The 26,207-nt window shown below is 42.6% G+C and carries 23 protein-coding genes; 17 read left to right on the forward strand and 6 right to left on the reverse strand.

What is annotated here, in order from left to right:
• Nucleotides 1-358 precede the first annotated feature (358 nt).
• The 8 genes from AC55NX_RS07985 (at nucleotide 359) to AC55NX_RS08020 (ending at nucleotide 7,819) form a co-directional block, all read left to right on the forward strand.
• Nucleotides 359-940 carry an NAD(P)H-dependent oxidoreductase gene (locus AC55NX_RS07985; protein ID WP_496995235.1) on the forward strand — a complete coding sequence of 194 codons (582 nt, stop codon included), beginning with the start codon at nucleotides 359-361 and terminating at the stop codon, nucleotides 938-940.
• A gap of 646 nt (nucleotides 941-1,586) precedes the next feature.
• Nucleotides 1,587-3,095, forward strand: coding sequence for a BglG family transcription antiterminator (locus AC55NX_RS07990; protein ID WP_496995236.1), 1,509 nt, complete (start codon nucleotides 1,587-1,589; stop codon nucleotides 3,093-3,095).
• Nucleotides 3,096-3,129: 34 nt separating this feature from the next.
• Nucleotides 3,130-3,591 (forward strand): PTS sugar transporter subunit IIA, encoded by a 462-nt coding sequence (locus AC55NX_RS07995; RefSeq protein WP_496995237.1) that lies wholly within the window; start codon nucleotides 3,130-3,132, stop codon nucleotides 3,589-3,591.
• Between the two features lie 4 nt (nucleotides 3,592-3,595).
• Complete coding sequence (locus AC55NX_RS08000; protein ID WP_059122137.1) at nucleotides 3,596-3,913, forward strand: PTS fructose transporter subunit IIB; 318 nt, start codon at nucleotides 3,596-3,598, stop codon at nucleotides 3,911-3,913.
• Between the two features lie 22 nt (nucleotides 3,914-3,935).
• A complete protein-coding gene (locus tag AC55NX_RS08005; protein ID WP_496995238.1) occupies nucleotides 3,936-5,018 on the forward strand; it encodes a PTS fructose transporter subunit IIC in 1,083 nt (360 codons plus the stop codon).
• Between the two features lie 29 nt (nucleotides 5,019-5,047).
• Complete coding sequence (locus AC55NX_RS08010) at nucleotides 5,048-5,911, forward strand: class II fructose-bisphosphate aldolase (protein WP_496995239.1); 864 nt, start codon at nucleotides 5,048-5,050, stop codon at nucleotides 5,909-5,911.
• Between the two features lie 37 nt (nucleotides 5,912-5,948).
• A complete protein-coding gene (locus tag AC55NX_RS08015) occupies nucleotides 5,949-6,803 on the forward strand; it encodes a ketose-bisphosphate aldolase (RefSeq protein ID WP_496995240.1) in 855 nt (284 codons plus the stop codon).
• 137 nt (nucleotides 6,804-6,940) lie between these two features.
• The gene (locus tag AC55NX_RS08020; RefSeq protein WP_496995241.1) at nucleotides 6,941-7,819 is read left to right on the forward strand and encodes an ROK family protein; all 879 of its coding nucleotides are present in this window, start codon (nucleotides 6,941-6,943) and stop codon (nucleotides 7,817-7,819) included.
• A gap of 174 nt (nucleotides 7,820-7,993) precedes the next feature.
• Here the strand turns inward: AC55NX_RS08020 and AC55NX_RS08025 are convergent, their stop codons facing one another.
• Complete coding sequence (locus AC55NX_RS08025) at nucleotides 7,994-8,794, reverse strand: dioxygenase family protein (protein ID WP_496995242.1); 801 nt, start codon at nucleotides 8,792-8,794, stop codon at nucleotides 7,994-7,996.
• A gap of 248 nt (nucleotides 8,795-9,042) precedes the next feature.
• The gene (locus AC55NX_RS08030; RefSeq protein WP_496995243.1) at nucleotides 9,043-9,741 is read right to left on the reverse strand and encodes a GntR family transcriptional regulator; all 699 of its coding nucleotides are present in this window, start codon (nucleotides 9,739-9,741) and stop codon (nucleotides 9,043-9,045) included.
• 263 nt (nucleotides 9,742-10,004) lie between these two features.
• Here AC55NX_RS08030 and AC55NX_RS08035 point away from each other — a divergent pair, with 263 nt between their 5' ends.
• From AC55NX_RS08035 to AC55NX_RS08045, 3 genes are all read left to right on the forward strand, one after another.
• Nucleotides 10,005-11,402 carry a sucrose-specific PTS transporter subunit IIBC gene (locus AC55NX_RS08035; protein ID WP_496995244.1) on the forward strand — a complete coding sequence of 466 codons (1,398 nt, stop codon included), beginning with the start codon at nucleotides 10,005-10,007 and terminating at the stop codon, nucleotides 11,400-11,402.
• Nucleotides 11,403-11,422: 20 nt separating this feature from the next.
• Nucleotides 11,423-12,811, forward strand: coding sequence for a hypothetical protein (locus tag AC55NX_RS08040; protein ID WP_496995245.1), 1,389 nt, complete (start codon nucleotides 11,423-11,425; stop codon nucleotides 12,809-12,811).
• 217 nt (nucleotides 12,812-13,028) lie between these two features.
• Nucleotides 13,029-14,945: a methyl-accepting chemotaxis protein gene (locus AC55NX_RS08045; protein ID WP_496995246.1), complete on the forward strand. Its 1,917-nt coding sequence runs from the start codon at nucleotides 13,029-13,031 to the stop codon at nucleotides 14,943-14,945.
• Nucleotides 14,946-15,058: 113 nt separating this feature from the next.
• Here AC55NX_RS08045 and AC55NX_RS08050 read toward each other — a convergent pair whose 3' ends face one another.
• Entirely contained in the window at nucleotides 15,059-16,654 is a 1,596-nt protein-coding gene (locus AC55NX_RS08050) for a carboxylesterase/lipase family protein (protein ID WP_496995247.1), read from the reverse strand.
• Between the two features lie 443 nt (nucleotides 16,655-17,097).
• Between AC55NX_RS08050 and AC55NX_RS08055 the strand changes: the two genes are divergently transcribed.
• From AC55NX_RS08055 to AC55NX_RS08065, 3 genes are read left to right on the forward strand one after another with little or no spacing between them, the layout of a single operon-like run.
• A complete protein-coding gene (locus tag AC55NX_RS08055) occupies nucleotides 17,098-17,559 on the forward strand; it encodes a MarR family transcriptional regulator (protein ID WP_496995248.1) in 462 nt (153 codons plus the stop codon).
• 21 nt (nucleotides 17,560-17,580) lie between these two features.
• Nucleotides 17,581-18,639, forward strand: a complete 1,059-nt coding sequence (locus AC55NX_RS08060) for an HlyD family secretion protein (protein ID WP_496995249.1) — start codon at nucleotides 17,581-17,583, stop codon at nucleotides 18,637-18,639.
• Nucleotides 18,640-18,652: 13 nt separating this feature from the next.
• Complete coding sequence (locus AC55NX_RS08065) at nucleotides 18,653-19,684, forward strand: DUF2955 domain-containing protein (RefSeq protein ID WP_496995250.1); 1,032 nt, start codon at nucleotides 18,653-18,655, stop codon at nucleotides 19,682-19,684.
• 178 nt (nucleotides 19,685-19,862) lie between these two features.
• On the opposite strand, the gene AC55NX_RS08070 is transcribed toward AC55NX_RS08065, so the two are convergent.
• Complete coding sequence (locus tag AC55NX_RS08070; protein ID WP_496995251.1) at nucleotides 19,863-21,269, reverse strand: glycoside hydrolase family 1 protein; 1,407 nt, start codon at nucleotides 21,267-21,269, stop codon at nucleotides 19,863-19,865.
• A gap of 607 nt (nucleotides 21,270-21,876) precedes the next feature.
• Between AC55NX_RS08070 and AC55NX_RS08075 the strand changes: the two genes are divergently transcribed.
• On the forward strand, nucleotides 21,877-23,526 hold the full coding sequence (locus AC55NX_RS08075; protein ID WP_496995252.1) for a methyl-accepting chemotaxis protein: 1,650 nt from the start codon (nucleotides 21,877-21,879) through the stop codon (nucleotides 23,524-23,526).
• Nucleotides 23,527-23,625: 99 nt separating this feature from the next.
• Here AC55NX_RS08075 and AC55NX_RS08080 read toward each other — a convergent pair whose 3' ends face one another.
• Complete coding sequence (locus AC55NX_RS08080; protein WP_496995253.1) at nucleotides 23,626-24,018, reverse strand: hypothetical protein; 393 nt, start codon at nucleotides 24,016-24,018, stop codon at nucleotides 23,626-23,628.
• Between the two features lie 277 nt (nucleotides 24,019-24,295).
• On the opposite strand from AC55NX_RS08080, the gene AC55NX_RS08085 reads away from it, so the two are divergent.
• Nucleotides 24,296-24,739: a DoxX family protein gene (locus AC55NX_RS08085; RefSeq protein WP_496995254.1), complete on the forward strand. Its 444-nt coding sequence runs from the start codon at nucleotides 24,296-24,298 to the stop codon at nucleotides 24,737-24,739.
• A 10-nt stretch (nucleotides 24,740-24,749) separates the two neighbouring features.
• Here AC55NX_RS08085 and AC55NX_RS08090 read toward each other — a convergent pair whose 3' ends face one another.
• Complete coding sequence (locus tag AC55NX_RS08090) at nucleotides 24,750-25,640, reverse strand: LysR family transcriptional regulator (protein WP_496995255.1); 891 nt, start codon at nucleotides 25,638-25,640, stop codon at nucleotides 24,750-24,752.
• A gap of 176 nt (nucleotides 25,641-25,816) precedes the next feature.
• Here AC55NX_RS08090 and AC55NX_RS08095 point away from each other — a divergent pair, with 176 nt between their 5' ends.
• Complete coding sequence (locus AC55NX_RS08095) at nucleotides 25,817-26,173, forward strand: MaoP family protein (protein ID WP_496995256.1); 357 nt, start codon at nucleotides 25,817-25,819, stop codon at nucleotides 26,171-26,173.
• Nucleotides 26,174-26,207: the final 34 nt, after the last annotated feature.

The following is a 26,207-nucleotide window of genomic DNA, read 5'->3' on the forward strand; positions in this document are numbered from 1 at the left end:
GGGGGTAAAATGCGACGCAGTTCTTTTTTATTTCTACACTCGATGAGTGTCTCAGGCTTTGGCTTCGAGGCATGACACACAATGCCTTTCTCTGGATTCAGCGCCCGTTATCAGGGCCGGATTGATTCACATCCTGCGCGTACGAAGCTTCTAACTTCTGCGACTCGCATAAAAATCTGCATCGCCTGAATGCGATCCATATTCTTTCTCCCTAGACAAGACAATGATTGCATTGTTCGAAAAATGTGAATAGTTTAAACGTTTTTATCATCTTTTTCATGATGATCGTGTGCTGTACCCTTCTCTGTATCGATTAAGAAAGAAACCACGCTATGATTCAGTTGGAGGTCGTCGTTTTATGAGTAACATTCTTATTATCAATGGAGCCAAGAGTTTTAACTTCGCTAAAGGAGAGTTAAACACGCTCTATGTCAATACAGCACAAGAGGTTTTAAGCAAGCTTGGGCATACAGTAACCGTTACGAATGCTGACAGTGAGTTCGATCCTCAAAACGAGATAGAGAAAATTCTTAACAGCGATGTATTGATCTATCAGATGCCAGGTTGGTGGATGGGTGAACCATGGACCGTTAAAAAATGGATCGATGAGGTATTTACTGCAGGTCATGGAACTCTGTACGAAAGTGATGGACGCACACGCGCAGATGCGTCTAAAAAATATGGTTCAGGTGGTCTTCTTCAAGGGAAAAAATACATGCTTTCTCTTACATGGAATGCACCTTTAGAAGCCTTTAATGATCCAGAACAATTCTTTGAGGGTCAGGGCGTAGACGGGGTCTACCTGCATTTTCATAAAGCCAATGAGTTTTTGGGGATGGAAGCACTGACGACCTTTATTACCACTGATGTGGTCAAAGAACCGAATGTAGAAAGTGAAATTAAGCGTTTTAACGATCATCTTACAACTCTCTTTTCTTAAGTTTTTATACTTTATAAAAGAAAGCCTTCATTAGGGCTTTCTTTATTTTCTTCGAAACCTTCTGTTTATCAGTCTTTATGGCATTTCCCTTTCCCATAGCTCCGCACCAAGGAGGGGGTAAACAGGCTGTCGGTAATATTGCCAACAGCAACATTAAACTCGCCTTTCAAATTAGCTGGTATAGCACTGTTAATGGATAAGGATTTAAATTTTCCTATATTGAATTTGCCACCAGACCGCTCAGCAAACTCTTTTTCGAGACGCAGTCCCCAACCACTAGTATCAAAGTTAGATTTTCCGAGTTTTTCATATTTTATTAAATATTCTCATAGTGTCATATCATGATATGCCCTTGAGGATGTTATTTGTTGTATTCAATTATCCAATCCCCATGCAACCTTATGGATAATCTATCCAATATTTCCCAGTAGTTGTCATAGAACACAAAAACTGAACCACAATTAGAATATGCTGTTTAATTGCATTTTTTATAATAAAAATCAAATAAGATCTAGATCAAATTTTTAACTTTAATCCTGTCCATTAAAAATGGACAGATTATGTTATTCATTATATGTGGTTTGTGTTGCTATGATAGAAATATTGTAGACAAGGATAAGTAAAAGACTACAGGCAGGAGGGTAATATGATTTTATCTAAAAGACAAAAAAATATTCTTGACCATTTAGTTCAAGAGGATAATTTCATTACTGCAAAAGAACTCTCTATAAAATTAAATGTATCTGAGAAAACAATATACCGTGAAATAAAAAGCATTAAAGAAAGCCAATCTAAATATATGGACATCATCATTAATCATATCGGTAAAGGGTTTAAAATAAATTACCAAGAATATATCAGCAAATTCTCCAACTCAAATAATAGTTCCTATAAAAAACATGCAATGTCTACAAGTGAACGGAGAGAGAAAATACTCATTTATTTATTGCTGAACTCTCCAGAAAAAACCTCAATTTCCAGATTATCAGAATTATATATGATCAGTTCGTCTTCTATCGCCCACGATCTTGATCATATAGATGAAATACTCAATGATACCAATGTTAAACTCATAAAAACAAGTCAGGGAACTTTTATTGATGGAGACGAGGCAAAAATAAGAGAATTACTAAAAAATTTCATCATTAATATAATCACCAACAATGATTATAGTTATGACCTTATTTTACTTCAAAATTATTTCTTATATGAAGAAATAATTTTCACTAAAAACATTTTAAAATATATCATATCAAAAAACATATCATTAGAAGAGCCTTATTATATAAACATACTAATTTATATAATTGTAACGATAAAAAGAATTAAAACAGGACAATATCTAGATAGATTAAATAATGTTAACAAAGAAAAAACAAAAAACCTATCTATCAAAAAAATCGCGATAGAATTAACCAAAAAAATCTCATCATATACCATGAGAAGGCTGAATGATTATGAAACGGAAAATCTATATTATCTTATTTATTCATCAAGATTTTCTGAAAACTGTAACAGAAATAAATTCGACAGTTCCCGTGAGGAAATGGAGTGTGTGAGTTTTACTGATTTTCTTATCGTTAACATGGTCGATGAATGTTCAGCTAAATTTTTTGATAACAATGAGCTACGTAGAAATCTTATGCCACATGTAAGGCTGTTGATCATGAGGTTAAAGCATCACATCAACATCCATAACCCGCTATTGAATGAAATTAGAAGTGAATGTGATCTTTTATTTAATTCTCTAACAAAAATCATTAAAAATTCAATCATATTTAGCAAATATAGAAACATTAGTTACGATGAAATCGGTTACCTCACCTTGTACTTTCAATATTACTATGAGCAACACTTACAATCTTTAAACATTGTCATTGTTTGCTCCACAGGCATAGGAACATCTCATCTTTTAAAAGGTCGAGTATTAAAATCTTTCCCCAAATGGAAAATTATCGACATTATTCCATTTTCGAAGATAAAAAACATTCAGGATATAGAAAATGTAGATTTAATCTTAACAACAATTAATATCGATAGTTTTGACTATAAAATTCCTTATGTTCACGTTAGTGCTTTTATTAATGAAAAAGATATCGATAATATATTAAAAATAACCAAAACACTAGAAGTGGATGAACACCCTATATTGTAAATAGAATTTTAATCAATTGAAATGGTAAGCTGAAATGAATATCAGAAATGTATTGAATGAAAAACTAATTAATTTAAACCTTCAGGCAAAAACGAAAAATGAAGTATTAAATGAACTTTGTCATATGCTTTACGACAATGGTTGTATTTCAGATGTTGATACCTTTTTAAAGGATGTTTATTTAAGAGAAAACGAAGGCGAAACAGGGTTGGGTTCCTACATCGCTATTCCTCATGGAAAATCAGATGCAGTGATGAAAACATCGATTGCTATTGGGAAAACACCCCATGATATCGCATGGGAATCTTTAGATGATCTTCCGGTTCGCTTCATTATTTTATTTGCCGTCAGAATGGTAGATAAATCTACAGTGCATATAAAATTATTAGCTCATGTATCTGAGCTTTTAGCAGATGATGATTTATTAGATCAACTATTAAACATCAAGTCAAAAAAAGAACTATTAAATTTATTTGAAAACATAGAAGAGGACTAAAACTATGAATATAGTCGCTATTACGGCTTGCACCTCTGGAATCGCCCACACGTATATCGCTAAAGAAAAACTGATAAAAGCTGCACAATCTTTAGGGCATAGTATTTACGTTGAAACTCAGGGAACCATCGGTGTAGAAAATGAATTAAGGAAAGAAAATATTGCCGAAGCGGATGTCGTTATTATTGCCGCCGATATAAAAATATCAGGAAAAGAGAGATTTGCGGGAAAACGTATCGTTGAAGTACCAACACAATTATTAATTAAATCTCCTAAGGCGTTAATAAATAAATTGCAGGAAGATATGATTCCTAAAGTATAACTTCATGATAGCGAGTTAAACGATGAAACTTGAACTGAAAAAACATGCATTAACAGCCATATCCTACATGTTACCTTTAGTTGTCACTGCCGGTTTATTAATTGCAATCGGTAATTTAACCGGAGGTAACGTTATTCATGACTATAAAGCTGCCTATAATATTCCTGATGCACTCGTCTCTCTGGGCGTGCTCGGTATGGGATTACTGGCCCCGGTAATCTCTGCGGCAATTGCCTATTCGATTGCCGATCGGCCGGGGATTGCGCCCGGATTGATGATGGGACTGATTGCCAATTCAATTGGTGCCGGATTCCTTGGCGGGATGTTAGGCGGCTATGTGGTTGGATTCTTTATCTTATTTTTAAAAGACAGAATCAAAGTCCCGAGCTGGGCTCAGGGCTTGATGCCGATGATGATCATCCCGTTGGTCTCCACCGTTTGTATTGGCATCCTGATGTATTTCGTCATTGGTGTTCCCATTGTCTGGGCAACCAATGTGATGACCACATTTCTGATGAGTATGCAGGGCGGAACCCGGTTCGTCTTTGGGATGATAATGGGTGGCATGGCGGCCTTTGATTTTGGCGGGCCAGTGAATAAAGTGGCTTCTCTGTTTGCTGACGGCCTATTACTTGAGGGGATTAAAGAACCGGAAGCGATCAAAATATTGGCGTCTATGGTGCCGCCTTTCGGAGTCACAATCTCTTTATTCATATCCAAAATCATCGGTAAAGAAATCTACTCTACCTCTGAAAAAAACAATATCAAAATTGCATTCCCAATGGGGATTTGCATGATCACCGAAGGCGTCATTCCCATTGCCGCTGTCGATCCAATCCGGGTCATCTTCTCATGTACCTTTGGTGCTGCGATTGGTGGTGGCATCTCGATGTATCTAGGAATCGGCTCTCCGGTACCATCCGGCGGCATGTTTATCGTCCCTGCTATGACCCACCCTATCTCATTTTGTATCGCCTTGCTGATCGGCTCGGTCATCACCGCATTACTGCTGGTGATCCTGAAGAAAAAACCGAGGGAAGATGCAGTGACAGAAGATGAGGATGAAGAAGAACTCGATCTCTCATCGATCAAAATTTCTCAATAAATAGAGGGTTAAATCACATGTATGTCTCTATGAAAAAGATGTTATCTCAGGCAAATCAGCAAAATTATGCGGTCATGGCAATAAACTGCTTCAACCTGGAAACTGTCAGGAGTGTAATATCAGCTGCGCAGGAACTCCGTGCTCCGATTATTATCGATATTGTTCAGGAACACCTATGTCATCACTGTGACAGTAAATTGATCACACCTCTGGTCATTGAACTGGCGAGTCGGGCCAATGTTGATGTCGCTTTAAATTTGGATCACGGAGAAGATATTGGCTTAATCAAAAAATGCATAGCTGACGGTTTTTCAAGTGTGATGGTCGATGCATCGAAATATTCATTTGATGAAAATATCCGTTACACCAAAGAAATTGTGGATTTTGCCAAAATATATGATGTCAGTGTCGAAGGCGAGCTGGGGAATATTGGCCTGACCATGTCTGGAGACTACACCAATGAAGCTATGTTTACTAATCCCGACCAAGCGAAAAAATTTATTGATCAGACAGGGATTGACGCTTTGGCAGTCTCATATGGGTCTTCACATGGACACTATCCACAAGGCGTGGTGCCGAAATTGGATTTCGATATTCTGGCAAGAATAAAACAAGCGACTCATTCGCCTTTGGTTTTACATGGCGGCTCTGGAGTAGGTGCTGAAAATATCAAACAATCCGTTACATTAGGCATTAATAAAATTAACGTGGGTAGTGATTTTATGAAAGCCAATGTGAATAGCATTCAAGACCAGCTCCATGAGAATCCAAATAAAAATTATTGGGAAGTTATTCGGCAAGCTGAAGAACAGAGCAAAGAAATAATCAAGCATTATATTTCTATTTCTGGATCCGAAGGCAAGTCCTTGCTGAGTAATTATTTATATCATTAAAGTTAAATTTATAAGGAATTTATCTATGTTAGTTTCAATGAATTATTTATTATCAGTTGCCAAGAAGAATAAATTCGCCATCGGTGCTTTTAATGTGGCAGACAGTAGCTTTGTACGTGCAGTGGTTGAAGAAGCAGAAGCTTGTCAGGCTCCGGCAATCATTTCTATCCATCCGACAGAATTATCATTTTTAACCGATGATTTTTTTGCATATGTGGTGAAGAGAACGTCAAATAGTCCGGTTCCTTTTGTCATTCACTTAGATCACGGTGGTTCGTTTGATGATGTCATGCGGGCGATCAGTTGTGGGTTTACTTCAGTGATGATCGATGGTTCGCTGCTCCCTTATGAAGATAATGTGGCGTTAACCCAAAAAGTGGTTGAAGCAGCGCATTCCATCGGGGTTTCTGTTGAAGCGGAGTTAGGCACCATCGGTTCTACAGGAACCTCAGTAGAAGGTGGTGTGAGCAAAGTCATATATACCGATCCGGCCGAGGCAGAAGACTTCGTAACCCGAACCGGTGTCGATACGCTAGCCGTAGCCATCGGAACCGCACATGGTATTTATCCGAAAAATATGGAACCCAAGCTAAAACTGGATATTTTGACAGATATTGCAAACCGAGTTGATATCCCTCTGGTATTACACGGCGGTTCAGCAAATCCCGATGAAGAGATTGCCAGTGCGATTGAAATCGGTATTCAGAAAGTGAATATTTCAAGTGATATGAAAGCGGCTTATTTTGATAAATGTAGAGAAATTCTTTCAGAACATAGTTGGTGGGATCCAAATGTTATTTATCCTGATTGTATTGATGCGGCCAAAGAAGTTATCCGAGCAAAAATGAAATTATTTAATTCGATAAATAAAGTCGAACTTTACATTCAATAGTTATTATTCTTAACGCAACTTATAAAGTTTATTTAAAGTTAATCACGGCTTAATATGCCAATCCATATGTTATATCACAAGTGATATTGCACAGGTGTATTATTGCCGTGTTTTATTGATAATTAAACGGGGCTTTTATGTTAGATACATTCATGTTAGGTGCAATAGAGGCTGGTGGAACGAAATTTATTGCGGCAGTTTCTGATCAGGATCTGAATCTGATTGATAAAATCAGCATCCCAACCACAGATCCGAGTGAGACACTGGGGAAAATAGCTGATTTTTTCTCGTCATATTCGATTGCTGCTATGGGGGTCGGATGTTTTGGTCCCCTCGATCTGAATTTGTCATCCTCGACTTACGGATATATTGAATCGACGCCTAAACTCGCATGGAAAGGTTTTAATATCCTCGGTGCACTACAAGCACAATATCGCATCCCGATCGCCCTGAATACTGATGTCAATATCGCGGCTTTGGGAGAGTTAAAATGCGGTGCTGCGGTTGGCGAACACAGCTGTATTTATATCACTGTCGGCACCGGAATCGGTGGCGGAGTCATTGTGGATCGGCAGATATTCAATGGGTATCATCATTCGGAGCTGGGACATATCGCCGTCAAACGTTTTCCGTCGGATACGTTCGCCGGAATATGTCCTTATCACACCGATTGTTTAGAAGGTCTGGCATCCGGACCGGCTCTGGCTGAACGAGCCTATCAGACACCGAATCAAATTGGCAAAGATGATCCTCTCTGGGAGGTTGAGGCCTATTACTTGGCGCAAGCTATTGTTACATATAGTCTGATTCTATCTCCGGCAAAAATCATACTGGGTGGCGGAGTCATGCAACAGGAACATGTATTGGAGATGGTCAAAGCTTCGGTTAATCAACAGTTAAATCATTATATTAAAATCCCCGACATTGATGATTATATCGTCAGACCTCAACTGAAAAACGAGGCGGCAATTATCGGTGGGTTTATCCTAGCAAGAGATGCGCTAACATTGGGATAAAACCCTCTTCACCTGATAAGATATCCACTCAATCGAGGCCCTTGTCGGGCCTGATTCATCAAGAGTAGCCAGTTTGATTATCATTCCGGCTGCTTGCTCTGCCATACATGAGCCACTATTTCCATTAAGATCGGTCACAGTGAATCCGGAATTAGCAGAAAATCACACTATATTCTACGCCGCAAACCCAAACCCGTATGCATCCAACGCCAGCAGCCCCATATCAACCGAACGATGCAACACTTGCCCGTTTTCGGATGTGTCACTGGTTCCCAGAATACAGGGAAGCGGTAAGAAATGATCCGGCGTCGGATGATTGAACAGCGCATGAGGTGCCGTTTGTAAATATTGATTAATTGCGTCAACATCCCGGAGCTCTACTTTCTCGGCGATCCAATCCGTGAACACTTGCATTTTATAAATGCTTTCCGGATCCTTGGATTCAGAGAATACCGCTCTCAGATTATGGCTGATACCACCGGAACCAATGAACAGAACACCTTCTCGTCGCAGAGAAGATAAAGCCTGCCCTAACTCATAGTGGGTCTGAGCACTCGCCTGACGATTAATAGAGATACTGACAATCGGAATATCCCGATGCGGAAACATATATTGCAGCGGAACCCATGCCCCATGATCCAGCCCCAAAGTATCATCCAGTTCGACGGAAAAACCACTATTGCGCAACAATTCACCGGCCTTTTGCGCTAAATCAGGTGCACCATGAGCCGGGTATTCAACCTCGTAAAGCGGTTGAGGAAAACCGTAAAAATCATGAATGGTTCCCAAGGTTTGCCCACTGGTAATCATGACCGGGCCATCCACATCAAAATGGGCAGAAAACATGACAATCGCCTTCGGCTTTGGGATGTTCTGACCCATTCGTTTAAAAAACTCTGTTGTTTCAGATTGTTCAACAATCATCATCGGTGAACCGTGGGAAACAAACAGTGTCGGCATTATCGTATGATTCATGATTGCCTCTCTTTACTCGCAACTTTTTAGATACTTGATCATACGACTCAACAGACTCGTGATAAAACCCTTATCTATTGAATAACTCCTTCGAAAACATGGAAGAATCATTCAGGTATGTGGACTAGAAAAAAGTAAGGAAGATGTACATATCAACCCCACCAGACGCCAAAAATTTTAAGTGTCTCATTTTAGCTTGGGAGAGTGACCCTTTTGAGATCACTCAGTTGACTGATTTCTTTTCTATATTAACGTTTTAAATAATGTTTATAGGTATAGGTTTCAGGATTTAAGCTTGTTCTCGTATACTCAAAAACTCGCCCATCTTTGAGTCTCCCGATTGAATGGATACGAATCAATGGTCTTTCCGGCGACACGTTCAATGTCTCACAGATATCCTTATCTGGCATGATCGCTTCAAAATCTTGAATTGCACCATCAATCTCAAACCCTAGCTCATTTTCCAGATAGCTGTATTTGGATCCTTCTAAGGAGAGCAGATTAATTTGAGGAAGTAGCGTAACCGGAATATAGGAGTCTTCGTATATCGAAGGCACCTCATTAATCAACTTGATTCGACGAATAAAGTAAATTTTTTCCGATGGCGAAACTTTTAAGAATTCTGCAATTTCTTTATCCGCTGACATTAACTGAAACTCGACAACTTTATACACCAAACTCTTATCTGAGTTCGCGAGCATTTCTTGGGTTGTAACCAAATTTGACATTGAATTTGCTAACGTTTTGCTAACAATACTCGACCCTGAGCCCTGTCTCTTCTCAACTAATCCTAGTTTCACCAATTCATCGATAGCTTTACGAATCGTACTCCGACTGACCGAGTAATGTTCTATCAGTGCTTTTTCCGTCGGTAACATATCACCGATGTTCAACTCATCCGAGTCAATCCGAGATTTCAGATCCAGCATCACTTTTTTATACAGCATTTTCTCTCCTTATCTCGGCTAAAACTAGCATACAGAATTCAAACAAATCAAGAACCTATTCAATTAACAGCATAACAAATGTGATCCACCAGATTATTTCACATTATTTGTTATCTATTTATATCTAATTGCGAATATTGATCATTATCTCATTTTTTATTTGTCCTATTTGTCATTTAAAAAATAGTGATATCTAATACAAATCGAATACAAATTAAAACAATCCATACATCCAATACAAAAACATGCAACAAGGTCACGCAATGAACATAGAAAAAATATCCCGTGAACTGATCCCATTGCTGGGAGGGAAAGACAATATCGCCAGTGCAGCACACTGCGCAACCAGACTCAGATTAGTTCTGGCTGACGAAAGCAAGTTGAATCAAGAGGCAATTGACAATGTCGATGGTGTAAAAGGGTGCTTCATCAACGCGGGGCAAATCCAGATCATCTTTGGGACGGGGTTAGTCAATAAAGTCTATGCTGAATTTGTCTCTCAAACCGGCATCAATGAAACATCAAAGGAAAATTTAACCAATATTGCAGCCCAAAAACTTAACCCTTTTCAGCGGATAGCCAGACTTTTATCGAATATTTTTGTCCCTATTATCCCTGCAATTGCTTCTGCCGGGTTGCTGATGGGATTACTCGGATTAGTCCGTTCCAATGGGTGGGTATCACCAGATAGTGCGCTGTTCATCATGCTTGATATGTGCAGTTCCGCTGCTTTTATCATTTTGCCCATTCTGATTGGTTTTACCGCCGCGAAAGAATTTGGAGGAAATCCATTTTTAGGTGCCGTACTTGGTGGCATTCTAACCCATCCAGCGTTAACGAATGCCTGGGGCGTCGCCTCCGGTTTTAATACCATGGATTTCTTTGGCATCGACGTCGCGATGATAGGTTATCAAGGTACGGTATTCCCGGTACTACTAGCTGCATGGTTCATGAGTTTTGTGGAAAAGAGATTACGTCAAGTCGTCCCAGATTCCCTCGATCTGATCGTGACGCCTTTCGTCACTATCATTCTGACAGGCTTCATTGCGCTGTTATTTATCGGTCCTGTTGGACGAGCTTTAGGTGATGGGATTACATTATCTCTGAATTTCATCTATCAACATATTGGGTGGCTTGCGGGATTGCTGTTTGGCGGGACGTACTCAATGATTGTCATTACAGGCATTCATCATAGCTTCCACGCCATTGAAGCAGGCCTGTTAACCAATCCCGAAGTCGGCGTTAACTTTCTGCTACCAATTTGGTCAATGGCTAACGTTGCTCAGGGCGGAGCGTGTCTCGCTGTTGCGTTTAAAGCAAAAGACGCAAAAGTTAAAGCAATTGCTGTCCCGGCGGGTATTTCGTGTTTGTTGGGCATTACTGAAGCCGCTATATTTGGGATCAACATCCGCTATGGCAAACCATTTCTGGCAGCACTTATCGGTGGTGCATTAGGTGGTGCTTTTGTTGTGTACACAAAAGTAGGGATGACCGCGGTGGGAATGACCGGTATTCCCGGCATGGTTATCGCTCAACCAGGCAGCCTGCTGAATTATATATTAGGTATGGTCATTGCGTTTGGTAGCGCTTTTGTCATTTCCTACTTCATTTCCGTTATTCATAGTAATGAACGTAAAACATTAACCGCAGATTCTCAGTGAGAATAAAAAGAGATTATTTTATGTATAAGATTTTTTATCAGCCTGACGGGCATTGGTTTGGTGACTGTATGCCTTATTGCAAAGATGGTGTTTTCTATTTGTACCATCAACGAGATACCCGAAATCCGGGCCCGATGGGTGAACCTTTTGGCTGGTCATTATGTACCACCAAGGATTTTCGCCATTATGAAGAACACGGCACCTCAATAGAACATGGTTCAAATGACGATCAGGATCAGTACATCTACGCTGGCAGCGTATATCAGACATCAGAGGATACTTACACTGCTTTTTATACTGGCGCGAATAAGATATTTAAGAAAAAGGGAATCCCCTCTCAGAAATTAATGCAGGCGACAAGCCAAGATTTAATTCACTGGGAAAAGAACGGGAATGCGGATCAAATTGTGCCTCAGGAAGGATACGACGTATTTGCCTGGAGAGATCCTTTTATTGTCTGGAATGACGAAAAAGAGGAATACTTGTTGGTTCTGGGGGCCAGAGCACCGGGGGACAACAGAAAACGTACGGGACGTTTGGTTTCCTTTACCAGTAAAGATATGACGGAATGGACATTTCAGGGGGACTTCTGGTATCCGGGCCTGTTCACTATGATTGAGATGCCAGAACTATTCAAAATTGGCGAGTGGTGGTATCTGATTGTTTCTGAATTCAGTGATCAGAATAAGATGATCTACCGTATGAGCCGGAGCTTAGACGGCCCTTGGCTAGCCCCGGCAGATGATGCATTTGATGGCCGGGCATATTATGCAGGCCGGACAGCAACCGATGGTGAAAGACGCGTGCTTTTTGGATGGGTGCCGACCAAAGAGAACAATGACGATTTAGGCAATTATGAATGGGGCGGTACGTTTGTTCCTCAGGAAGTCTATCAGCGAACCGATAATACTCTGGGGGTGAAACCTCTCAAATCTGTGCTGGATGCTTTTTGTATCAAAACGCCGTTGGCCGATGCGCAACTGCAAACCGTTGATTCACATCAGGTACAGGTTCTGGCAGAAGATACCTCAACTTGTTTTAGCATTGAAGCGACAGTGAACATCGCTCCGGGGACTCGCGGATTCTCTGTCTTCCTTTACGGAAACGAACTAGAAGAGGCTTATGAATACCGTTTTGCCCTCAATGAAAAGCGGCTGACTTTCGATAAAACACCGAACTGGCCGTGGTTCCAATATATGAATAAAGGGCTCGAAAGGCCAGTTGACTTACAAGAGAAGACTGAATATTTAATACAACTGGTTGTTGATGACGATATCGCAGTGCTATACATCAACGGCACGGCATTAAGTGTCAGAATGTATCAGAAACCCGGAACCAAACTGAGTGTCGGAGTCACTGATGGCGAGCTCTCACTGACCAATATCACCCTCTCTACATTGGCCCAGTAGATCACTCAATCTCGTATTAATAGCCACCCAAGATTTTGGATGGCTATTTTTATGCAATACGATTCATATTACACATTTCATATCAAACCATTCAAATTTAAATACTCTTTTATTGACACTTATAACAATAAAATTGTTTCGACTGTCAAAATAATACTAAACTTTTAATATTTCCTGACGACAATGTTATTAGGGTAATTATCTGAAAGGATTCAATATGAAAAAGTACGGACTTAAACAGATACTACTTATTTCCGTTATTTTGCTCGTTGGTGCCTCTGTATCAGTTTCCAATTACATTGCGTATATGAAACAAGCGGAAACAATATCTCAATTGATTATTGCTTCCGGAACAGATTACGCCACCAATAAAGCAGATTTGGTTGAGCAGTTTATCAGTGAAAAAATAGCTGGAATAAAGGGCATCGGTGACATGTATAAAGATACATCGCTTCCCGGCCAGTCCCCTCAGGATTATATAAACCAAGCAAAAATTTTTGCGACCACTCTCAATACCGGTAGTTCATTTATCGGTTTTGAAACAACCGGAGACGCATATTGGAATCAGGTCAGTGATGCCTGGCCCGATCATAAATTCAACGGGGATATCAGAACCATGAGCTATTATCAAGATGGTCGCAATGCCGTGAGTCCATCAATGACTGAACCCTATCCGGATGAGGCCAATCCTGACATCTACTGGGTCAGTATTGTTCAGAAAATTAAAGACGGAATGATCGGTGTTGATATGCAGCTTGACTTTCTGAGTCAGTTGGTTAAAAACGCAAACGACATTGAAGGTTCCGTTGCTTTAATTTTGAATCAAGATATGACCGTGTTGGCTTCGTCTTCTGATATCTTGAAACCCGGAGACAAAGGGACTGATTTTGACTGGTTCAAAGACGCTGTATCCAGAGCCGTCCAGCAAGATCAGACTGTGCAAGATTATGCTCTGAACGGGCAGGATAAAATTTTATTTACGCATCGGATTAAGGTTGCCAATAAAAACTGGTATTTTGTCATTGGTCTGAATAAAGCCGTTGCCTTTAAAGGGCTTACTTCGGCAAAACATACGGCCATTACTACAACGATCATTGCCACTCTCGTGAGTGTGATCATTGCCTTCTTTGTTATTCAAGTCTTATATCGTCCCATTATTTCTCTTAAAAATATGATTGCCGGTCTCTCTCGTGGTGATGGTGATCTGACCCAGCGCCTGAAAGTCCATTCCAGCGATGATCTGGGCCAGATCGCCGATGGTATTAATCAGTTCATTGGTAACTTGCAAGAGATGATGCGGGAAATCCAAAATGCATCGGGCCAGCTTCAAACCAGTATCGGCGACATGAAGCAACTTTCGGAACATAATTCTGCGATCCTCAAAAGCCATGTCATAGAAACGGAGCAAGTTGTTACCGCGATTGAAGAGATGAATGCAACAGCCGAATCGATGGCATCCGATGCCACCCATACGGCCAACCTGACACAACAGGCCAATGATACAAGCACTGAATCAAGGCACATCATGACGCAGTCTCAACATACCGTCTCTGCGTTAATGAATGATGTTGAGAACTCTTCAACTCATATTCAGAATATGAGTGATGAAACTCAGAGTATTCATTCCATTCTGACCGTGATCGGCAGCATTGCAGAACAAACCAATCTACTGGCACTGAATGCCGCAATAGAAGCAGCCCGTGCCGGCGAACAAGGACGGGGATTTGCCGTTGTTGCGGATGAAGTCAGAAATCTGGCCAGCAGAACCAAGAAAAGTACCGAAGAGATCGAAGAAGCTCTGTCTCGCCTGCTCAAGGGAACAGAAACTATTGTCGAATCGATGGATCATACCAGAGAGCGTTGTCAGGAGACCTCTGCAGGTTCTGACAATGTAGCGGTCAGCCTAGAAAAAATGACCGATTTCATCTATAAAATTAATGACTTAAGCTCACAAATCGCAACAGCGGCAGAAGAACAGAGCAGTGTCACCCATGAGATTAGCCGTAATATGTCCGCGCTGAATGATATCGTCAATGAATTAAACCTGAATGGAGAGAAATCGCTATCGGGCATGGAAGGCATCAACAGGGTCAACCATAACCTGATCGATATTGTCGGACGCTTTAAACTATAATGGTTGATTCAACGGTTTAAACAATAAAACACTCTCGTTTGTTGATCAAAAAGCGCACCCTCAGGTGCGCTTCTATTGTTGCTTGATTTATTGGTACATATAACAGCCGTCGCTCACAATGATGGCTGGATTGACTCAATCAGCGTCAGGCGGGTTTTCCAAGGGTCAAAGACCATACCGGATTGGTCAGCGCCGTCATTGGAGAACATCATCAGATTGTCGGCCCAACTCCGGTAACGAGACCAATGTGGTACACCTAAGCCATTCGGATTACCATAGCGAATAAAGTTAACCCAATATTGATGAACTCGCTCAGCCATTGCCTGATCAGCGGCAGTCACAGCATCATGATATTGAGCGTGTAAAGTATTGAATGCGTAAACAATATCACTGGCATGGTCAGCCCCTTCCGAGGTTGACTTCAAGGCGTCAGCCACATAACCAAAACGATAACCGTAGACCGGTTGCCCCTGCGACTCAGCAGCTTTCATCACAAAGCGGGCGGGCTCGACCATCCCCGTATCCCGGATAATATCCAGTACCAGCTTCGTTACCGACGTTTCTGGGATCACACCATAGGCATATTTTGCAATTTTAGACCCCACCGGACCAAAAATCGCTAATGCTTCGTCTACGGTTTCAGGCCATTTGGTAAACGGAGATGAGACCGGGATTTCTGAGGTTGTCGCCCCTAACAATAGCGGGACCGATAACCCACGCCCAGAGTTATATATATTCTGGGGATGTGCAGTGATCAATGTTTCATCAATCATCGGGCCGGTGTATGTTACACCGTTAAGATTCATCATGCTCAAACCATCGACAACATCTTCAGCCGGTAACGCCCGCAAAGCGTCCAATGCACTCTGTCCTTGCCCCTCGATATGAAACTTCTGTGCAAATAGTAATCCAGCGGTTTCAGCAGATGCTTCACCGGATGCATTTTCATGACTCAGATAACGGCCACTGAAATGGCGACGACCAGCTCCCGATTGAATAATTGCTCGCTCAAATAAGTTTTCAGCCATAGGTGACGTTAAAAGAGAGTGAATCGACAAACCACCGGCAGATTCACCGACAACCGTGACCTGATTCGGATCTCCGCCAAAATGAGCAATATTGTCTTTCACCCATTGCAATGCAGCAATCTGATCCATGAGTCCATAATTCCCCAGCGCAGGATCTTCGTGTGCTGCTGTCAAAGCCGGATGAGCAAAAAAGCCAAAACGTCCCAAGCGATAGTTGATACTCACCATCACAATTCCGTTTTTAGCAAAAGATGTCCCATCGTAATTTGCCGCAGAAGATCCACCGTTGACAAAACCGCCACCGTGAATCCATACCATCACAGGCCGTAATACCCGGCTTGGCTCTGCGGGTTGCCACACATTCAGAAACAGGCAATTTTCGGACAACTTGCCACTGAGAGGTGCAGAATCGCCCGGGAAAGGCTCTTGCATACAGTCACTCCCATAATCTTTCGCTGGTAAAACACCATCCCAAGCATTCACGGGTTGTGGCGCTCGCCAGCGTAAGTCGCCGACGGGGGGTTGTGCATAAGGGATACCTTTGTAGGAAATAACCGAGCCATCGAGCTCCCCCTGCATGAGACCAGCTTTGATTTCCACTATCGTATTCTCATGCGCAGACACATGACAGCTCAACCCCACAATTGCGAGTGCCAGCATATAAATGCGGTTCTTTTTCATTTGAAGTATTCTCCGTTTCATCGATTGGATATAAATTCATCCTCGGCTTCTGTACTCAATCATCAGACTAACCGAGTTCAGAGCGCATGCTTTTGATATCACACGTCCCTCATAAAACCGGGTATCCATAAAAAAACCTAGCTCCCGGAAGCAGTACTTCAGGAAAGCTAGGTTTTGCCTGCATTGTCCTCAGATAACCTCATTGATCGCAGGTTATTCAGCAGAACCACAGTAACAATCCGATTATGAAATTAATTTAGTGAGATACCAGCCCTAACTCAAATGTTCCCGCTCACCCTGTGAAGTTGATAACAGAACCCCTAATGAGTGCAGTTGCTTACCAACAGATTTAACATTAAATTTGTGATTTGAATCAAAATATTTACTTAGCTTGCTAACTACTATATGTTACTAAGCACGCTTAGTAATTGAGATAATCCATCATGGTCGATGATCTGAATATTCTGAAGAATTTATCGCTTGCCGAGCAACTTGCCCGGGCTGCTCGCCTGTGGAACAGCGTTGCAAATCAGGAACTTACACCGCTTGGCTTAACCCAAAGTCGTTGGGTTGCCCTTTGGAAACTCCAACGTCTCGGTGACAAGGTCAGCCAGAAAGCGCTGGCTGACGCACTTGAAATCGAACTTGGTTCACTAATGAGAACCTTGAAACTGCTTGAAGACCAAAACTTCATCGAGCGCCATTGTTGCCCATACGACAAACGAGCCCGAATAGTCCATTTAACTGACAGTGGCAAAGAACTTTTAAAGCAGATTGAAGAAAAAGTGCTGCATGTCAGACACTGTATGCTTATCAATATTGACGAGGCCGAGCTAAACCAACTGAGCAAGACATTAGAAAAAATTGCACATAATGCTCAGGAAAACCTGCACCAGCCAGAATAACAACGAAGGAAGTTTCACAAGATGACCCCCGATCAAAAATTTGCACGCTGGGTGAAATACGCCAGTGCGATTTTCATCGTTCTTTTTGCCTATTTTTTACTGGCCGATACCGTGATGCCACTGACACCACAGGCGATGGCAACCCGTGTCATTACCAGAGTTGCACCCCGAGTCAGCGGACAAATCAATCAGGTTTATGTCCATAACAACCAACAGGTTCAGCAAGGTGATATCTTGTTTGAGATTGATCCGGCTCCCTATCAGCTTGCGGTCGAGCAAGCCAAAATCGATTTGGAAAAAGCCATTCAGGACAATCAACAATTAGATGCATCGATTGCTGCCGCGCAAGCAGAGACCGAAGCGAATCAAATTGTATTCAACCAAAAAGTCCGCGAGGCCAAACGGTTGGATAAACTCTTCGCCCGCAATGGTGTTTCCCAGCAACAGCGTGATGATGCATTGAGTAATGCGACTGCGGCAAAAGCAAACCTGATGGCCGCACAAGCCCGGCTGAAAGAACTACAGGTTCGTCGCGGTACGACGACACATGAGAATGTCACGGTGAAGACGGCACAAAACCGTCTTCAGCAAGCAGCGCTCAATCTCTCTTATACCCAAATCAAAGCAGAACATGCTGGCATTATCACCAACCTGCAACTGATGGTCGGAACTTACGCCAATAAAGGCACACCGCTGATTGCTCTGGTCGATAACAAACTCGATATCATTGCGGATTTCAGAGAGAAAAGTCTGCGTAATTTTAGCCACAATAACCCGGCACTGATTACTTTCGATCGCGATCCGGGCCGCTTGTATACTGCCAGAGTGAGTACTATCGATGCAGGTGTCAGTAATGGTCAGTTTGATGCTAACGGTTCCCTTGCATCTCCGACAAGTTCTAATCGTTGGGTCAGAGATGCACAACGGATTCGACTCCATCTCGTTCTCAATCAGCCGCTGCCTAAGTGCCTGCCAGCCGGTGCCAGAGCAACGGTGCAACTGATCCCCCAACAACCCGTGTTTGCTTGGTTTGCGCGGATGCAAATTCATGCACTGAGCCTATTGCATTACATTTACTGATCCGGAGAACAAGATGCGCTTATGGACTCATCCTCTCAATGAAAACGATCTCCGGCAGTGCTTACGAATTGCCACTGGCGCGACCCTTGGTTTTACCTTTAGTAAATACTTTGGCTGGGACTTCGGGGTCTTTTTTACCGTCGTTCCGATGTTATTGCTGGGAATGATCCCGGTACTCAACGGGCATATTGCCCGACAAGTGATTGCATCTGCGGTGATCTGCACTCTGGAAGTCGGCCTACTCGGAGGCTTATTCGGCGCGCATCCGGGGATGATGACATCCATTGCGTTGCTACTGTTTCTCTCCAAATTTGCCTGTATGGCTCGCGGACCGTTATTCCTGTTTGGTGCAAACAGTGTGTTGAATCTGAGTATCATGCTGCATTTCGCCAGTTATTCAACCACCGATATTAATAACATGATCAGCTGTAACATGGTTGCGAATATCCTTGCGATTGGGATTGCCTATCTGATGCATTATCTCATCCCTGATGTGACGCCCAGACAATTGCCACCGCCGTCGGAACCCAAGCAATCTCATCGTTTCCGCCATGAGACTCTGTTAGGAACCGGGGTCGCGACCTGCTCGTTTCTCGTGTTTCAGGTCTTCAATCTCAGTGATTCGATGTCAGCACAGTCCACCAGCCTGTTACTACTGTTTCCGATGAACTGGAATGGTGCTTTAGGCTATGCCAGAAAAAGAGCGATGGGGACAATTTTAGGCGTAGTTTTTGGTCTGAGCTGCCAAATTCTTTTATACGATCGCTCTAACCAGTTGGTGCTCGTCATCCCACTACTGTGGATCGGAACCATGTTATTCGGCTATCTGCACATGAAAGAAGCGAGTGGATCAGGGGTTGGATTCGGAGGATTAACCACATTAGGGATTTTATTCGGTCAGTATCTGACACCAACCAGTGACTTAACATTCAATGCGTTATACCGCATTAGCAGTATTTTATTTGCTATTGTTGCTACATTGATCGCCACTTATCTGATCCATCGCATCTTGAACAATATTGAAGCGACCAAATACGGGCACTGACCCCGTTCAAGCGTTGCTCTGACTCAACATCGCGTATCCAAATACGCTCTGTTTTACACTGTAAAGTCACAAAAAAGGATTGAGGTCTGATGACACTCAATCCAATATTTTGTGACTTTCTGAGTTTCAATCCCCCGTCATACGATGCCACAAAGACAGACTCGAGGGGTTGATGTCCTTAAGCTTTCGGTGGCGTCAGCTTTTCTCCCTGAGACTGAATAATATCCTGATACCAATAGAAACTTTTCTTGCGTATCCGATCGAGCGTGCCCTGATTATCATCATTACGATCGACATAAATATAGCCATAACGTTTGGCAAGCTGCGCCGTACTGGCACTGACCAAATCTATCGACCCCCAGCTGGTGTAACCCATCAGCTCGACACCATCCTGAATCGCTTCACCAACTTGGAAGAGATGATCATTCAGGTAATCAATCCGATAATCGTCAACAATTTCACCCGCTTCATTGACGACATCTTTCGCACCAAAGCCGTTTTCAACCACAAACAACGGTAACTGATAACGGTCATACAAGAAGTTAAGCAGGTAGCGCAATCCAACCGGATCAATCTGCCAACCCCATTCAGACGCTTTTAAGTAAGGGTTTGCTACCATATTCAGCATATTCCCCTCAGTTTTCGCCTGTTCATTCGGATCAGCACTGGCACAGCCGCTCATGTAATAGCTAAACGAAACAAAATCGATGGTTTCTTTCAGTGTTTCCCGATCATCTTCAGTGATGTTGATTTCAACGCCCAGCTCTTTGAACTTACGCGTCATATAACTCGGATAGTACCCTCTTGCCTGAACATCACCGAACATCAGCCATTCCCTGTTTTGTGTCAGGGTATACATCACATCATCAGGGTTACAGGTGAACGGATACTGTATCGCGCCCAGAATCATATTGCCGATTTTGGCATCAGGAATCATTTCATGGCATGCTTTCACCGCTTTGGCACTGGCAACTAATTGATGATGGATCGCCTGATAACGGGTCTGCTCGTCACAGTCTCTCGGCAAACCGGAGCCCGTGAATGGTTCATGCAACGTGACATTGATCTCGTTGAATGTCAGCCAGAGCTTAACCGCATGACCATAACGTTCAAACACCACACGAGCATATTTTTCAAAAAAGCCAATCACATCCCGGCTTGCCCAGCCATGATATTTTTCTGCCAGATTCAGTGGCATCTCATAGTGAGATAACGTCACAAGCGGTTGGATACCATGCTTTGCTAACTCTGCAAAAATTTTGTCGTAATACGCCAAACCAGCTTCATTCGGCTCGGCATCATCGCCATTAGGAAAAATCCGGCTCCAGGCAATCGATAAGCGCAAACAAGTAAATCCCATTTCGGCAAAGAGCGCGATATCCTCGGGATAACGATGATAAAAATCAATCGCAAGATCTTTAATATTAAAATCCCCATCCTGACGAGGCACAATTTCGCCAAATGCACCATAAGGGCAAACATCTGAAGTGGATAGGCCTTTACCGTCGCTCAAATAAGAGCCTTCAATCTGGTTCGCAGCTGTTGCGCCCCCCCATAAAAATGAATCGGGAAATTTAAAACTCATCTTCTCTCTTCTCCTGTTTAATCCTGATGCTAACCATATTGTTGAGCAACTGATGTGGCTACTCCATTCATCGATTGATCTGCACTTCCCGCTTCTCTCGGTTCACCAAAGCAGCAGGCCAATCCCGCGGCCGGAACAATCCCAATGAAGACACCGATAATCGCAGTTCACACGGTCATATCGACCTGAAATGCTGATTTAAAATCCGGCACAACAAAATTAAGAACCAAAAAAAACCCGAAAGATTAATCTCACCACACGGTCAGCTGCATCTTTCAGGTTTTGCCCGCGAACACGCGGTAACAATCCTAGTTTTTTGTCATAAAAAACCCGACACTTTGGAAACACCACAATGGCATTTTCCGTATACATCAGGTATTCCTGCACAGAGGAAATAACAATTCAATCTATTCTATGCTTATACCGCCCCCTACTCAGACAAACAACAAATGCCCCTGCCGATTGTGATACAGATCAGAAATTTTATCCGGTCTGATATAAACCGATGAATAAAAACAAGCTTTCAGACTCACAGTGACTATGCTTAAAAATGTAGTAGAAGCAAGCGGTTAAAGACAATTATATCAACAAATAAAAGGGGATAACTATGGGGCACTTTTCTGGTTGGAAAATTAAGTATCAGATTTTCACGCCCATTGCGTTCTTACTGATAGCAATTTTAACAGTGGCTGTACTCGGATTAAAAGTGAACCATCAGATCGCCGAGAACACCAATATGCTGACAAAGTATATTTCCCCGGCCACAGCCACGGTGTTAAATGCTGATCGTGACCTCTACCAGTCAGCCGTTGCATTACGAGACTATATGTATATGTCATCACAGCGGAAGAATCCCAAAGAACAACTCGATGCATACCATGAAAATCAGCAGCAAGCCTATGACAGAATGCTGAAATCGAGAGAATTCGGAGAGCAAGCAGGGATCAAACTTATTCCTCAGGAACATCAAACTTACATTAGCACCTTTAACCAGTGGAAAAGCCTCTCAGAAAATATCATCCGTTTGGTGAATGATGAGCAATACCAACCGGCCTATACCTTACTCACCCAAGATCAGGAAAAGGTGTTCTCTACCCTACGCTCGTACTACGACAAATTCGGTGAAAAATTGGAGTCTCGTCGTCAGGAAGTCGCAGCGGAGGTTCATCGTTTAGAGGCGCAGCAAGAGTTATATACCACCGTTGCCTGCATCTTTTCTGTTCTGGTCGGGCTTTGGTTCTTATTTTATATCCCACGCTTGATTTCGACTCGGTTACAAGCGCTGACCGACAAGATGAAAGAGCTGAGTCAGTCCGGTGGTGATTTAACGCTCAGACTCCCGGACACTGGTAACAATGAGCTTTCACAGCTTGCGAGAGCAACCAATGAGTTCATCTATTATCTGCACAATATGTTGCTGACCATTGAAAACGAAGTCTCGGGAATTAATAACCATGCCAATCAGCTAAAAAGTCTGACATCCAAAACCGGAACAAGTGCTGCGCACCAAAACATGGCACTCGATGATATTGCTCACTCAATCTCTGAGCTGAATACGGCAATCTCAGAAGTAGCCCAACAATCTCAACGCTCATCCGATGAATCCAGTCATGCCAGAACTGATGTCACCGATTCTCATCAGGGGATTCAAAATGCAATTCACCAGATCACCGCTCTCGTTCAGGAGATGGAAGGCGCTGCCAGTGTGATCAGCAAGTTAGAGCAAGACAGCCAGAGTATTAACTCTGTCGTTGATGTGATTCGGGGTATTGCAGAACAAACGAATTTACTAGCGCTCAATGCCGCCATAGAAGCGGCTCGGGCGGGTGACTCCGGGAGAGGTTTTGCTGTCGTTGCCGATGAAGTCCGTGCTTTGGCACAGAAAACCCAAGAGTCCACACAAAGCATTCAAACTACGCTATCAGAACTGAATGCCGGTGTAAAAAAAGCCGTCGATACGATTAAATCCGGGACAGAAAAAGCCGTTGAAACATCAAGCTATACCGATTCTGCGGGATCAGCCATGAATCTGATTATCGACAGAGTCAATAGTATTACCGACTATTCCGTTCAAATTGCAGCCGCAACCGAAGAACAAAGCGTGGTCGTCAATCAGGTCAATGATAATATGGAGCAAATGCGTGAAAATTCAAAAGAAGTGACGGTCAGTGCATCTGAAGCGAATAATGCGATCAATGAAGTCATATTATCTATTCAGAAACTCTCTCAGCAGGTTGCATCATTTAAACTTTCATAAATGAAAATCCAATGCGGCTGTTCTGTACGCTTATGAGATGAAAGTAAACTGGGGTAAACGGACCTATGTCAACCGACATGCAATACGCAACGATGCGTGTTATTCCGTCGGTGTTTCAGGCGTAGTCCGAACCCAGAGATTACTCAAATGATATTTTGCACAGGCACTACATGTCAGCACCTCACCATCACCATGGATGCGCATAACAATATCTTCTCTTTTCTCTTTAGAGCTTTGTCTGACCTGAATATAAATAAAGTTGCCATCAACCTGAAAAGGAACCACCATCGATTTCCCTTCACTTTGAATTGAAGCTTTTGCTTCGTGAAAATCGATCAGATCCGTATTGTGTTGATTTTCATAAGTCCCCTGAAACGCATAAGTTTCTTTATTCACCCAATGCTCTAATTCTTCCTGAAAACATCCATACAGTGACAAAGAAGACAATAGAACCACCAGATACGACTTCACAGCATATTTGAATTGATACATATCTAGTCCTCCTTCCCTATCAGAGTACGCTATTTCCGAACAAAAAACGCACCAACCACCTCACAAATCATCCATGATTTCGATGGCCGTAGGTTATTGACAGTATAGCCGTTGATTCACTTGATTTGCATGTCATGACTGTTGTTTCACTCTATCGTTCGATTTTTTTAAACAAGTTTGTTCAAAATAACACATTTAACATCAATGAAATTCATCTTTTAATAGTACTAACAAACTTCAGAACAAATTCAACTTTTTTGATATAGGAAATAATGATATGCATTTTTTACGTAAATTACTGAGTTCAAATGCTCAATATGCGCCACTAATTCTTCGTGTTCCGGTCGGCATCATTCTCATGGCCCACGGTTCTCAAAAACTCTTTGGCTGGTTTGGTGGATATGGTCTGGAAGGGACAGGCAAATGGATGGCCTCCATCGGTATTGAACCCGGTATGCTCATGGCATTCCTTGCCGGTAGCGGCGAGTTCTTCGGTGGCATGTTCCTGCTTCTGGGACTACTTACCAGACCGGCTGCATGTGTCACAGCTTTTACGATGGTTGTCGCAATTTTTTCCGTACACATCAACAATGGTCTATTCCTGTCCAACAATGGTTATGAGTATGCGCTTGCACTCTTGGCAGTCTGTACTTCACTCATTTTCTCCGGATCCGGAAAACTGAGTCTGGATCAAGCCATCCTGCGTGCTATCAAATCATAATCCATTGATTCTAATCCCTGCCGATATCGCCCGCTTGCTGCAATGAGAAAGCCGTTAGCGGGTTGATATCTTTCACCAGCATCTCAACCTGCCCGATCGCATCAACCGATGAGCTGTTTTTGCGATAACTGAGATAAACGGGCCTTTTCCATTCAGATCCCCCATCAATACAGTGTAACTGACCTGTCCGTAGGAAAGGCTCAACAAGCGATGCAGGTAAGTAAGCACTTCCTTTTTTTTCCAGAATGAAATCGAGTGCGATTCTGGCCGTTGACGTCCGTAAAAACGGAGTCGTCACTCTTGGATGCCGTTCCGCATGTTCAGCAGCAAATCGAGCACCCCAGTCCACATAGACATAGTGATGTTTGAAAGCATCATCGACCGACTGCGGCTGAGTTGAAACAAATAAAAGCGTCAGATCTGTCACTTTCCGGCAATGCAGTTCTTCGGCCTTAATCGGATCAAATACAAATGCCATGTCCAGAGTGCGCTCAAGCAGTCCACGACTCAGCTGCTCCCGTCCCATAACTTCCGCAATAAATCCGTAGCCAGTAAACGTATCCGTTACTTTACTCAGACAATGTTGTAAATAAGCATCCCAAATATTTGGCGTTCCGCCAATCGTTAGCTGGAGTGCTTTACCACTTTCCAGTGACAGTTCAAACTTCGCCTGTTGTAAGGTCGCGACCATGACTTCTGCATAACTAATCAGACGCTCTCCGGCTGAGGTCAACTTGATATTGTTGCGATCCCGGGTAAACAACTGAGTATCAAAATAACTTTCAAGCTGCTTGATACGTGCACTGACTGCTGCCTGCGTTAAATATAAATTTTCTGCTGCCCGGCCAAAATGGCGCACCCGGGCCAATTCCAGAAAAGTACGAAAGACTTTGACGTCCATAGCAACCCTTTATTCTTACTGAAACTGCATCTTAAAGTGATTTAGGATATATGCATATACATAATGAAATCCAATGATGACGATAAAAAATTTTTGTTTTTCTTTTCCTTAGATTACGCCTAACTTTCGCCGTAATTCAATACAAAAGTGTAACGCTGCATTGATGCGAGGTTGATATGTCTGAGACTGAATTCCGTTACGGAAAGAAGCGTTTTTACGACAATAAGAAATTCCCACGGGGATTTGCTAAATCAGGTGATTTTACGCTGGCTGAAGAAGAACTGCTCATTCAGTTTGGCGAAACCATGTCCCAGTTGGAATCAGGTGTCCTTGAGCCTGTAAATGCCGATGAAAGACACTTTCTTCTCGTGCTCGAACAGCCAGAAAAAGCCAAAACAAAACTTGAGCGGGTCTGGTTGAAGTATGTCCGCCTTGCGCGTGGCAGAAAACGCTTCCACACTCTGAATGGTCGCAACAAACCGGATGCGCTCGACGAATTTGTTGATGATTCAGATATCGAAACAGAAAGCTGAGAACCAAGCACAACTTGTCATACATAGAGTAGAG

It is taken from the genome of Vibrio rubrogenes (genome assembly GCF_059641415.1).